Source organism: Jannaschia donghaensis, from assembly GCF_001403795.1.
GTDB lineage: Bacteria > Pseudomonadota > Alphaproteobacteria > Rhodobacterales > Rhodobacteraceae > Jannaschia > Jannaschia donghaensis.
The window spans coordinates 22,988-34,110 of the sequence record NZ_CXSU01000004.1 but is presented as its reverse complement, the minus strand read 5'-3'; the positions used below and the strand labels follow the sequence as shown (position 1 = coordinate 34,110).

The window sequence follows — 11,123 nt, the reverse complement described above, 5'->3', positions numbered from 1 at the left end:
AGATTTCCTGGGCCGACCTGATGATCCTGGCGGGCAACGTCGGGATGGAGACGATGGGCCTGAAGATCTTTGGCTTCGGTGGCGGGCGTGCCGACATCTGGGAGCCGGAGGAGGATATCTATTGGGGCATGGAAGACGAGTGGCTGGGCACCAAGGACGAACGCTATGACACCGGCACGGACGGGCAGGGGCGGTTCATGGAGAACCCGCTGGCCGCCGTGCAGATGGGCCTGATCTACGTCAACCCCGAAGGGCCGAACGGCAACCCCGATCCGCTGAAGTCGGCCTATGACATCCGCGATACGTTCGGGCGGATGGCGATGAACGATTACGAGACGGTTGCGCTGGTCGCCGGGGGGCACACCTTCGGCAAGGCGCATGGCGCGGGCGATCCGGGTCTGATGGGGGCGGAGCCGGAGGGCGCGCCGATCCACATGCAGGGGCTGGGCTGGAAAAACGGGTTCGAAACGGGCACGGGCGAGTTCACCACCACCTCGGGCATCGAGGGCGCGTGGAAGCCGAACCCGACGACCTGGGACATGGGGTATCTGGAGACCCTGCTGGGCAACGAGTGGGAGCTGACGACATCGCCCGCCGGGGCCAAGCAGTGGAAGCCCGTGGGCGACGCGATGGCCGGAACGGTCGTGGATGCGCATAACCCCAACAAGACGCACCAGCCGATGATGACGACCGCCGACATGGCGATGAAGGTGGACCCGGAGTATGCGAAGGTGTCCGAGCATTTCCGGCAGAACCCGGAGGAATTCGCCGATGCCTATGCCCGCGCGTGGTTCAAGCTGACGCACCGGGATATGGGGCCGAAGGTCCGCTATCTGGGCGAAGATGTCCCGGCCGAAGACCTGATCTGGCAGGACCCGATCCCGGCGAACGGCAACCCCGACCTGAGCGAGGCCGATGTGGCCGAGTTGAAGTCGCAGATCCTGGCGTCCGGTCATTCCATCGGGGAGCTGGTCAACGCCGCCTGGGCGTCCGCCGCGTCCTTCCGGGGCAGCGACAAGCGGGGCGGGGCCAATGGCGCGCGCGTGCGCTTGGCCCCCCAAAAGGATTGGGAGGCGAACCAGCCGGCCACGCTGGCCAAGGTGCTGGAGACGCTGGAAGGCATCAAGGACGGGTTCGGCAAGACGGTGTCGATGGCCGACCTGATCGTGCTGGCCGGATCGGCCGCCGTGGAGAAGGCCGCCAAGGATGCGGGCCACGACGTCGAGGTGCCGTTCACGCCGGGTCGCGGCGACGCGAGCGCCGAGCAGACGGACGCCGAAAGCTTCGAGCCGCTGGAGCCGCATGTCGACGGCTTCCGCAACTTCCAGTCCAAGGAGTTCAAGGTTTCGGCCGAGGAGCTGTTGGTCGACCGGGCGCAATTGCTCACGCTGACGGCCCCGGAAATGACGGTGCTGGTGGGCGGTCTGCGCGCGCTGGATGCGAACACCGGCGGGACGAAGCACGGGGTGCTGACGACGCGGCCCGGTCAGCTGACCAACGACTTCTTCGTCAACCTTCTGTCGATGGACACCGAATGGACCCCGGCGAGCGAGGATGCCGACAGTTTCGTCGGCGTGGATCGCAAGACCGGCGACAAGAAGTGGACCGGCACGCGCGTCGATCTGGTGTTCGGGTCGCATTCGACCCTGCGCGCCATCGCGGAGGTCTATGCCCAGGCCGACTCGGGCCAGCGGTTCGTGCGTGATTTCGTGCGCGCCTGGGTCAAGGTGATGAACCTGGATCGGTTCGACGTGGCCTGATCCGATATGTCAGCCGACATGCGAACGCCCCGACCGAAAGGCCGGGGCGTTTCGCGTTTTAGACCATTTCTTCGGGAATGCCCGGCAGGCTGCGCCCGAAGCGGCGCGCGGGGCCGGACGCATAGGGCAGGATGAAGCCACGCCGGTCACTGGGGGGCAGGGCGATGTTCGCGCGCGCCCGGTCGCGCCAGGCGGCGACGGCGGTGGCCGGGTTCGACAGGTCGTCGGACACCGGCCCGGTCAGCCAATGGGCGAAACATTGGTCGCGCAGATCCGCCACCTGATCGGGATAGTCCAGAAGGACGCCGGCTTCGGTATCCCAGTGCAAGCTGCGCCCGTTCAGATTGGCCGACGACACGATGGCCGCACGGGTGTCGAAAATCGACACCTTGGCATGCAGATAGACCAGCGGCGCGCCATAGATCGTCGCGCGGCCCTCGGACTCGGCGGCGCGTTTCTGGCCCGGACTGCCGATGAAGACGCGGTCGCCGAAGGCGCGTTGCAGGATGTCGATGCATTTCGCCTGAAGATATTCGCCATAGCGCGCATCGGGCCCCTGGTTGCCCTGAAACGCGATGTCGTCGGGCGCGGCGGGCAGGATCAGGATCAGGCCGAGGTCGGGTTCGGCCAGGGCGCGGCGGGCCAGATCGCGGGCGAACCCCTTGTCGCGCATGAACTGCGTTTCAAGATAGATCAGCCGCTGCGCCTTGCGGACCTGCACGCGATGTTCCTTGACGATTTCGCGCAGGACGCTGTGGGGCGACATCCGCAGCATCGTATCGCGCCGGGCCCGCGACAGCGTGCGCAGCAGGCCGGGGGTCTTGGGCGGGCTGGCCCCTTCGGTGACATCGCGAAAACTGCGCAGGTGGGCTTCGGCGGCGGCGGCGATCGGCCCTTCGATCAGAAGTTGCAGGTCGTGCCATGTCTCCGACGCGGGGCGTTCGTGGCGCGTGGTGTCATAGCGCCGCTCATTCAGGTCCAGACCGCCGATATAGAGACGCTTTCCGTCGGCCACGGCCAGTTTCTGATGGTGCGTCACCTGGGTCAGGCGGGGCATTTTCCACGACCGCCGCGCCACACGCCCCTCGTCGTCGTCGTCGCGGTCCAGCAGGTCGTGCAGTTGCGGCATCAGGGCCCATTCGCGGGCGCGCGCGGCGGGCGTCTTGGCGTTGAGTTCGGCCACGATGCGTTTGAGGTTGCCCCGCGCGCGCGGCCACAGCGCCACCGAAGGCAGCAGCCCGATCTTTGCGGGATGCAGCGACGTCGACACGCGCAGCAGGTCGGGGCGGCCCGACATTTCCCCGGCGGCGATGACCTGGCGCAGGCACCGCGTGGCGCGCGCGTGGTAATCGGCGCGCACGATGACGTCGAAATCGCTGATGACAAGGTCGATGGCGACGCCGCGGGCCAGGGTATGCGCGATCAGGTCCACCCAATCCTTGCCGATGCGCAGCCCCTCCGGGGAGCGCAGGGTCGTCAACGGCTCGAACACGCGAAAGCTCATGGCCACGCGGGTCTGCGCATTCAGCATCAGACTTTCGAACGCGGGATAGGCCTGTCCGGCGGTCAGCAGGGGGATCGCCGATCTGCGGTCGGATTGTAGCATGTCGGCCATCAGAACGTCCCCGGCGCCGGCGCGAATTCAGACGCGGAGAAGGTCACCGTCAGCGCGAAGGCGCCGTCGGCCTGCCGGGTTTCGACCTTGCCGCCCAGTTGGGTGGCGAAGGCCTGGATCAGCTTGCGACCCATGCCGCGCGATTGCCGCGCCGGGTCGGGCGCATCCGGGCCATCGGGGGCGACGTTTTCGGCGTGGAAGATGCACAGCCGGTCCTTGGCCCGCGACAGGGCGATCGACAGATACCGCGGGCGCTTGGCCTCTTGCGCGGTGGGCATGTGCTTGAGCGCGTTGATGACCGCTTCGGACGCCAGCAGCGACATCGGCACCGCCTGATCGGGGTAGAGCCAGACGTCGTCGAGGTCAAGGCGCAGGTCGATGTCCGACATCTCGGGCGTGATTTCCATCGTCTTGCCGACCACTTCGCTGATGAGGTGGCCGACGTCGACCAGCCCGGTCTCGTTCGTCTGGTAGAGGTCGCGGTGGATCGTCGCCATCGACAACACGCGGTCCTGCGTCTGACGCAGGGCGGATTTGGCCTCGGGGGAGGTGGCTTCGCGGATCTGCATGTTGATGATCGAGGAGATGAGTTGCAGGTTGTTTTTCACCCTATGGTGGATTTCCTTCACCAGCACGGACTTTTCGTGCACGGAATTCTCGAGGCTGGCCTCGTCCCGGATCAGCGCTTCGGTCATGCGGTGGAACGCGTTCTGGATGCGGCGGATTTCGGTTGGCGGATCGTTGTCCGCATCTTCGACGGGCAGGCGCCGCGCCGTGGTGAACAGCGCCATCTGCCGGCCCAGCACCTGCAGGGGCTGCGTCACCAAACGGTGCACGGCGACCAGCGCCACCAGCAGACCGGCCAGCCACATCAGCGCGGGAAACAGCGAGGTGATGATATCGCCGCCCGACCGGCGGGTCAGGCTGCGCCCGCGGTCCCAGACGCCCAGGGCATAGACCTGATCGGGTTCGATCGTGGCCACGGTGTAAATGCGGTCGATGCCCATGCGGTCGGGCGCGGCGAAGGTCGTGCGCCCCTGATCCGGCAGGTCGGACAGATCCGTGTCGCGGGGCAGATGTTCGTCGGCTGTCAACCGACCGTTGCCGGCGGTCAGGACATTGCCCGCCTCGTTGAAGGTGATGAGGTCGACCATGGCGTCGTCCACCTCGGACCAGCCCATGACGTCGAGCGCCAGATGCGGGATCGACAGGGTGACGTAGCCCAGAAAGGTGCCGGACTCGGGCGGGCCGTCGTGAACGGGCATGCTGACGATGATGACGGAGGTGCCGCTGACGGGGCCGGAGGTGTTGACGGTCACGCGGGGGCGGGGGTCGGCCATACTGTCGGCGAAGGTGGGAAACTGGCTGAAGTCGAAGGAGGTCGCGCTGGAGCTGCAGGTCATCAGGCCGGAGGTGGGCAGGAAGGCGATCAGGCTGTAATTATTCGTCCGTTCCAGCACGTCCTGCAGGACGGCGACGCAGCGGTCGGTGTCGTCCCTCAGGTCGGGGATAAGGGCGGCGACGGCGGCCCCGACGCCCCGCGCCCTGGCCAGGGTGCGACGTTCCTGGGCGGCGGCCTGTTCGGTCAGGGCCGACAGCGCCAGTTCGGCGTTGGACTGCGATTGTTCGGCCAGTTCCTGAGTCTGCATGACCGCCACCAACCCGATGGGCAGCAGCGCGACGGACAAGAAGGCCGCCATCCGGAAACGCAGGCTTTTGTACCATGGGTCCGGGATGTTGCCCGTGGGGGTCAGCGCATGACCCCGCCGCCACCGGCCACCACGGCCATCGTGGCGTTGTCGGTGATTTCCATCGGGCTGTCGCCGTCGAGGGCCAGAATCTCCGTCAGCTTGGCACGGCCGCGGTTGGCGCGGCTTTTGATGGTGCCGACGGCGACGCCGCAGATATTGGCGGCATCTTCGTAGGAATGGCCGGCCGCACCGACCAGGATCAGCGCCTCGCGCTGTTCGTCGGGCAGGGTCTCGAACGCCTTGCGAAAGTCCGTCAGGTTCAGACGCCCGTCGTGGTCGGGTTTGACCGACAGGCTGTTGGTCATGATGCCATCGGGGTCGGACACTTCGCGGTTCAGCTTGCGACGGCTGGAGTAGTAGGTGTTGCGCAAAATCGTGAAGAGCCAGGCGCGCATGTTGGTGCCGACCTGAAATTTCTCGATATTGGTCCATGCCTTGACCACGGTGTCCTGCACCATGTCATCGGCCGTGGCACCATTGCGGGTCAGCGACAGTGCGAAGGCGCGCAGGGCGGGAAGGTGGTCCAGCATTTCCTCCCGCGGGTCGGGATGCTTGCTCACAAGGGGTCCTTGGAGCCATGCCCCGGTTTGTCTGCATCCTGCGCCTTGAGAACCGCCAGAAGGTCCTTGAACCTGTCGGGCAGTTCTTCTTGCACGATATCTGAATACACGCGCTTCAGATTATCGTCGATAAGAGCACAGATTCTGTCGTCCTTGGCATCGTCCGGTTCAGTCATTGCGGAGAACTTACTTTTTTGAGCGGAATTTTTTACTATCACCGGGAACCGAACGCGCTCTCATCCGTTCGGTTCCAAGAAATAAAAGAAAAAAGGGTATGACATATGTCGCCTACCGACGGGACACTCGATCTTTCTGATCGAATCGCGGCCGAACTTCCATATTTGCGACGCTATGCGCGTGCGTTGACCGGGTCACAATCCAGTGGCGACAAGTACGCGATCGCCACGTTGGAGGCGATCTTGCAGGATCGCAGCATCTTCGGGGCCGGCATCCGGGCCCGCGTCGCGCTCTACAAGTGTTTCCACGCGATCTGGAGCACGACGGGGGCCCCCACCGGCGGCGGCGACAGCGGCGTGACATCGCGCGCCCAGGACCTTCTGTCAGCCCTCAAGCCCAACACGCGCGAGGCGCTTTTGCTGTCCACAGTTGAGGAATTCACCCCCGAGGAGATCGCGACGGTCATGGATGTCGACACATCCGAGGTTGCGCATCTGACGCAGACGGCCCGCGCCGACATGGAGGCGGGCATCATCGGCCGCATCATGGTGATCGAGGATGAGCCGATCATCGCCGCCGACATCAGCGCCATCGTCGAGGATCTGGGCCATTCGGTTGTCGGCGTCGCCCGCACCCGCGACGAAGCCGTAGAGATGGGCAAGGCCGAAAAGCCTGACCTGATCCTGGCGGACATTCAGCTGGCCGACAATTCGTCGGGCATCGACGCGGTGAACGATTTGATGAAATCAATGCCCGACACGCCGGTCATCTTCATCACCGCCTTCCCCGAGCGTCTGCTGACCGGCGACAAGCACGAGCCGGCGTTCCTGATCTCCAAACCCTACAAGGAAGATCAGGTCATCTCGGCGGTCAGCCAGGCCATGTTCTTCGCCTCGACCGAGACGCTGCTGGCCTGATTCGAGCGGCCCCCAGCCAGTCGCCGCACCGCTGACGCCCCCCTCCGACATGGAGGGGGGCGTTTTGCGTTACGTGTCCGGGCCGCGCGAGCCGGATTGCGACGCGCGGTTGCGCCAATGGAGCACGCCGGCGCCGGCGGCCAGAAGCGCGAAGACGATGCTGACGACGCGGGCCACAGCCATCGCTCCGAAAATTCCGAAGCCGAACAGGGCCGCAACCGCCGCAACGGCGCTGAAGATATATACCCAAGTCATTGTGATCCTTTTCTTTCGGGTCGTTCCACCCTGCGATCGATCCCGATCGGATCGCGGAATGTCATGGATTACACAAAGCGAACGGCCCGCATCCCGCATTGTTCCGCAAAGATCGGCGCAATCCCGGAGTCTCCGCCCGAAAATTTCTGTCGGCCTTGCACGATTGGACAGCTGCGGTATCTTGCGCGTATGTCAGACGACATATCGTGACGGCACCGATCCGGTTCGCCCCCCCGCGATCGAAAGGAGCCGACATGGCCGTGAAATGCGACAATTGCCCCCTGCGGGAGTTGGAGATCTTCGTCCCCTTCACGACCGAGGAGGCGCGGTTCATGAAGGGGTTCAAGATCGGCGAATTGACGGTGGACGCGCAGACGCCGCTGTTGATCGAAGGGTCCAACGCGCCGCAGCTTTATACCGTTCTGGCGGGGCAGGGCGTGCGCTTCAAAACGCTGGAGGATGGACGCCGACAGGTGGTGAACTTCGTCTTTCCGGGCGATTTCATCGGTCTTCAGGCCGGCGTCATGGGCGAGATGGGCCATTCCATCACGTCCGCGACCGAAATGACGCTGTGCGTGTTCGACCGGGCCGAGATCTGGTCGCTGTTCAAATCGCACCCCGACCGGGCCTTCGATCTGACGTGGCTGGCCGCCTCCGAGGAGATGTTCCTGGGCGAAAGCCTGGCGACCATCGGCCAGAGGTCGGCGTTGGAGGCGGTGGCCTGGACGTTGCAGCGCCTGTTCCAGCGCGGCGAGGCCCTGGGATTGACCACGGCCAACGAGATGCCGCTGCCGTTCCGCCAGCAGGATCTGGCCGATGCCCTGGGTCTGTCGCTGGTGCACACCAACAAGACCCTCGCCAAGCTCAAGGATCGGGGGATGGTCCTGTGGCAGGACGGCGTGCTGGGCATTCTGGACCGGACCGGTCTGTCCGATGTGGCCGGCATCCCGATGGAGGCGCTGCGGCCGCGGCCCTTGATCTAGGGCGCGCCGGTCCGGGGCCAGGTCAGGCGGAACGTCGCCCCCGGCCCGCCGTCGACCGACACGACCCGCCCGCCGTTCGCTCGCATCAGCGCATCGACGATGGCCAGCCCCATGCCGGTGCCGCCGGCGTCGCGCCGGGTGGTGAAGAACGGGTCGAACACACGCGCGCGGTTGCCCGGTGAAATGCCGGTGCCGTCGTCCGCCACCGTCAGACCGCCCGGCGCGGCGGTCAGCATCACGCGGGTGGCACCGTGGTGGGCCGCGTTCGCCAGCAGGTGATCCAGAATGGCGCGCAACCCGTCCGCCGCGATCGGCAGGGCGATGTCGCCGCCGTGAATGCGCAGGTCCAGCGCGTCATGCGTCAACCCCAGACCCGCCAGCGTGGCGGTGCCGCGATGGTCGCTGCCGCGCGCGCGGGCGATGTCCGACAGGGCCGTCAGCTGCGCGTCGATGCGCCGGGCGGCGACGTCGATCTGCGCCACCAGCGCGCGATCACCGGGGGTCAGATCGCCGTCGGCCAGCAACTCGGACGCGGCGCGGATGGCGGCGACGGGGCCCTTCACCTCGTGCGTGACGTGGTCGGCGAAGGCCCGGACGGAGGTTTCGCGCGCCTGCAGCACCGCGGCCATGTCGGTGACGGATTTGCCCATTTCGCGCAATTCGGCGGTGCCGTAGCGGCCGGGCGGGTCGGGCATGTGGCCGGGGCGGGCGCGGACCTGCGCGGCATAGTCCGACAGCGCGCGCACCGGCCCCAGGATCAGCCGCTGCATCAGCGCCCAGGGGATCAGCGTCAGCGCGCCGATCGCCAGCGCCAGCACCAGGGCCGCCCACCGGAACCCCAGGACCGGGGCCAGGTAGCGCAGCGCGATCAGCCCCAGCAGCGACAGGATCAGCGTGCCCGCCAGCGCGCCGCCGGTCACCAGCCAGAGGGACGGGCGCCAGCGCCTCATGCCCCGGTCACGGCAAACCACGTCACGGCGGCCCGCATCACGACAGGCCGATCCCGACGCCGTGGACGCTGCGGATGACGTCGTCGGCCCCCGCCTGCGCCAATTTGCGGCGCAGGTTGCGCAGGTGGCTGTCCAGCGTGCGGTCCGACACGCCCGCCCCCACGCCCCAGATGCGGTCGACCAGGGCGGGGCGCGCGATGATCCGGTCGGGGGTCAACAGCAGGGTCCGCAGAATGGTGTGTTCGGTCCCCGTCAGGTCGACCGGGGTGCCGGCGACGGTCAGGCGGTGGGCCCCTTCCTCCAGCGTCAGGGTGCCGTGGGTCAGGGTGGGGGCCGGGGCCGGGCCGGCGCGTTTGAGGATCGCGCGGAGGCGTGCCACCAACTCGCGCGGGGAAAACGGCTTGGTCACGTAATCGTCGGCCCCCAGCTCCAGCCCGACGATGCGGTCCACCTCGTCGTCCTGCGCCGTCAGGAACAGGATCGGCACCTGCGACGTGGCGCGGATGCGGCGGCACACCTCGAACCCGTCCATCTCGGGCAGGCCCACGTCCAGCACGATCAGATCGGGGGCTTCGCGGGTGGCATGGATCAGGGCCTGACGCCCGTCTGCGGCGGTGACCGTGTCGAACCCCGCGCGCGTCAGGGCCAGGGACACCAGCTCCCGCAGTTGCGGGTCGTCGTCCACCACCAGGATCTTCATCGCAGCGCCCCTTTCGTGTCGTCGGCGGTCCGGGCGACGATGGCGCGGTGGCCGCGAAAGTGCCAGCCTTGCCAGCCGTCGATCCGAACCCGCGCGTGCTGACACAGCGGCAGGCCCACCGAATCCACGGCCCCCACGGTCGCCACCGGGGGCAGGGCGCAAAGATACGCCCGGTCGTCGCGGCCCGCGCCCACGTTGTATGCCACGATCAGCGCGCCGAAGTTGACGAAGCCCGCCAGATAGAGCGTCGCGGCCCCCAAGGTGGCGCACCGCGCCAGCAGCCAGCGGGTCGAGGTGGCGCGCGCGACGTGCCACGCCGTCAGCCCCAGCCCAAGGGCGACCACCCCCATCCAGACGCCCGCGTGCAACCGCAGGTACGTCAGGCCGAAACCGTCCACATAAAGGTCCAGTCGCAGCAGCGCGGCGACGGTCAGCGCGATATTCTGCGCCAGCCAGATCAACAGCAGCGGACGCAGGCCCCGCGCCTGCAAGAAGGGTCGCGCGGCGGCGGCGAACCCCCCGGCCAGCAGCGCGGTCACCAGCAGGGGATAGGCCCCGCGATGGGCGTATTCAGCCAGGGTGACGCCATCGGGCAGGGCCGCACCGGTCCACAGATAGGCGACGTCCATCCCGGTCTGCCCCAGCAGGAGCAGGTTGAACACGATCAACGCGCGCCGCACGGCATCGGCGTTCCAGATCGCGGGACGCCGCGACGGGACCGGCCTGATGGGGTCGGGAACCTGCGAAGGCGTCAGGAACGGCCAGATCAGCAGGGCAAGGCCCAGCCACAGCGTGCCGCGCGCCGCATCGACCCTCAGCCCGCTCAGGTCGACCGACAGACCGTCGAACACCGGGTTCGATTGCACCAACAATGCGCCCAGGATCAGCGCGCCACCCACCGGCACCGTCCATCCCGTGACGACCGCGCGCAGGCCGATGCGCGGCAACTCCGCCATGCGACCGTCGACGGCTGTCCGCCACGCATCGCGCATCCCGGCGAAGGGCACCCACATCAGGCGGTGCAACGCGGCGGCCAGGATGCGACGCGCGCCCGACACGTCCAGCCAGGCCAGCGCCGCGCACAGCCCGCAGATCAACACCGTGACCGACAGCGCCTGCGGGTATTCGACCACCGGCAGCATCGCCAGACCCAGCAGCAGGGCCGGGCGACCGGCGGCCACGCCAGGGGGCCGCACCGCCACGGCGGCGGCAAAGATCAGCCCCGCGAAGATGGCCAGCGACATCCCCGGCGTGTGACGCCAGAACAGGATGTCACCGGCCAGCACCAGAACGGCCAGAAGGCCGAACGCCGTCGCCCCCCGGCGCGTGATGACGGTGCCGGGGGCGACGGGTGGCCGGCGCGGCGGCGGCGTGGCGTCGGCCATCCACCAGCCGTCGCGGGCCAGGCGGGCGGGCAGGCCGCGGATCGTGGGTGTGTCTGACATGGGGCGCATC

At 67.3% G+C, this 11,123-nt stretch carries 11 protein-coding genes; 3 read left to right on the top strand and 8 right to left on the bottom strand.

What is annotated here, in order from left to right:
- Positions 1 to 1,760 (top strand): catalase/peroxidase HPI (gene katG, locus JDO7802_RS00470; RefSeq protein WP_055081741.1); only part of this gene is annotated, 1,760 nt, incomplete at its 5' end.
- A gap of 58 nt (positions 1,761 to 1,818) precedes the next feature.
- Here the strand turns inward: katG and JDO7802_RS00465 are convergent.
- The 4 genes from JDO7802_RS00465 to JDO7802_RS00450 are packed head-to-tail and all read right to left on the bottom strand — an operon-like array spanning position 1,819 to position 5,862.
- A complete protein-coding gene (locus tag JDO7802_RS00465) occupies positions 1,819 to 3,375 on the bottom strand; it encodes a phospholipase D-like domain-containing protein (protein ID WP_055081740.1) in 1,557 nt (518 codons plus the stop codon).
- The gene (locus JDO7802_RS00460; RefSeq protein WP_055081739.1) at positions 3,375 to 5,075 is read right to left on the bottom strand and encodes a sensor histidine kinase; all 1,701 of its coding nucleotides are present in this window, start codon (positions 5,073 to 5,075) and stop codon (positions 3,375 to 3,377) included. Before JDO7802_RS00460 ends, JDO7802_RS00465 begins: the two co-directional genes overlap by 1 nt.
- Before the next feature lie 50 nt (positions 5,076 to 5,125).
- Positions 5,126 to 5,686 (bottom strand): RNA polymerase sigma factor, encoded by a 561-nt coding sequence (locus tag JDO7802_RS00455; protein WP_275934842.1) that lies wholly within the window; start codon positions 5,684 to 5,686, stop codon positions 5,126 to 5,128.
- On the bottom strand, positions 5,683 to 5,862 hold the full coding sequence (locus tag JDO7802_RS00450; RefSeq protein WP_055081738.1) for a NepR family anti-sigma factor: 180 nt from the start codon (positions 5,860 to 5,862) through the stop codon (positions 5,683 to 5,685). The genes JDO7802_RS00455 and JDO7802_RS00450 overlap by 4 nt, the downstream gene beginning before the upstream one ends.
- Before the next feature lie 105 nt (positions 5,863 to 5,967).
- Here JDO7802_RS00450 and JDO7802_RS00445 point away from each other — a divergent pair, with 105 nt between their 5' ends.
- The gene (locus JDO7802_RS00445; protein ID WP_055081737.1) at positions 5,968 to 6,780 is read left to right on the top strand and encodes a response regulator; all 813 of its coding nucleotides are present in this window, start codon (positions 5,968 to 5,970) and stop codon (positions 6,778 to 6,780) included.
- Between the two features lie 69 nt (positions 6,781 to 6,849).
- On the opposite strand, the gene JDO7802_RS00440 is transcribed toward JDO7802_RS00445, so the two are convergent.
- Positions 6,850 to 7,035 (bottom strand): hypothetical protein, encoded by a 186-nt coding sequence (locus JDO7802_RS00440; RefSeq protein ID WP_055081736.1) that lies wholly within the window; start codon positions 7,033 to 7,035, stop codon positions 6,850 to 6,852.
- Between the two features lie 254 nt (positions 7,036 to 7,289).
- Here JDO7802_RS00440 and JDO7802_RS00435 point away from each other — a divergent pair, with 254 nt between their 5' ends.
- Complete coding sequence (locus tag JDO7802_RS00435; protein WP_055081735.1) at positions 7,290 to 8,018, top strand: Crp/Fnr family transcriptional regulator; 729 nt, start codon at positions 7,290 to 7,292, stop codon at positions 8,016 to 8,018.
- Here JDO7802_RS00435 and JDO7802_RS00430 read toward each other — a convergent pair.
- From JDO7802_RS00430 to JDO7802_RS00420, 3 genes are read right to left on the bottom strand one after another with little or no spacing between them, the layout of a single operon-like run.
- Entirely contained in the window at positions 8,015 to 8,968 is a 954-nt protein-coding gene (locus tag JDO7802_RS00430; protein WP_055081734.1) for a sensor histidine kinase, read from the bottom strand. The genes JDO7802_RS00435 and JDO7802_RS00430 overlap by 4 nt on opposite strands.
- Before the next feature lie 37 nt (positions 8,969 to 9,005).
- Positions 9,006 to 9,668, bottom strand: a complete 663-nt coding sequence (locus tag JDO7802_RS00425) for a response regulator transcription factor (RefSeq protein WP_055081733.1) — start codon at positions 9,666 to 9,668, stop codon at positions 9,006 to 9,008.
- On the bottom strand, positions 9,665 to 11,113 hold the full coding sequence (locus JDO7802_RS00420) for a DUF4153 domain-containing protein (protein ID WP_055081732.1): 1,449 nt from the start codon (positions 11,111 to 11,113) through the stop codon (positions 9,665 to 9,667). Before JDO7802_RS00420 ends, JDO7802_RS00425 begins: the two co-directional genes overlap by 4 nt.
- Positions 11,114 to 11,123: the final 10 nt, after the last annotated feature.

Excerpts from the sequence above, each read along its gene's own strand:
- JDO7802_RS00460 (WP_055081739.1), bottom strand. The coding sequence starts at position 5,075 with ATGGCGGCCTTCTTGTCCGTCGCGCTGCTGCCCATCGGGTTGGTGGCG.
- JDO7802_RS00420 (WP_055081732.1), bottom strand. The coding sequence starts at position 11,113 with ATGTCAGACACACCCACGATCCGCGGCCTGCCCGCCCGCCTGGCCCGC.
- JDO7802_RS00465 (WP_055081740.1), bottom strand. The coding sequence starts at position 3,375 with ATGGCCGACATGCTACAATCCGACCGCAGATCGGCGATCCCCCTGCTG.
- JDO7802_RS00440 (WP_055081736.1), bottom strand. The coding sequence starts at position 7,035 with ATGACTTGGGTATATATCTTCAGCGCCGTTGCGGCGGTTGCGGCCCTG.
- JDO7802_RS00445 (WP_055081737.1), top strand. The coding sequence starts at position 5,968 with ATGTCGCCTACCGACGGGACACTCGATCTTTCTGATCGAATCGCGGCC.
- JDO7802_RS00430 (WP_055081734.1), bottom strand. The coding sequence starts at position 8,968 with ATGAGGCGCTGGCGCCCGTCCCTCTGGCTGGTGACCGGCGGCGCGCTG.
- JDO7802_RS00435 (WP_055081735.1), top strand. The coding sequence starts at position 7,290 with ATGGCCGTGAAATGCGACAATTGCCCCCTGCGGGAGTTGGAGATCTTC.
- JDO7802_RS00425 (WP_055081733.1), bottom strand. The coding sequence starts at position 9,668 with ATGAAGATCCTGGTGGTGGACGACGACCCGCAACTGCGGGAGCTGGTG.
- JDO7802_RS00450 (WP_055081738.1), bottom strand. The coding sequence starts at position 5,862 with ATGACTGAACCGGACGATGCCAAGGACGACAGAATCTGTGCTCTTATC.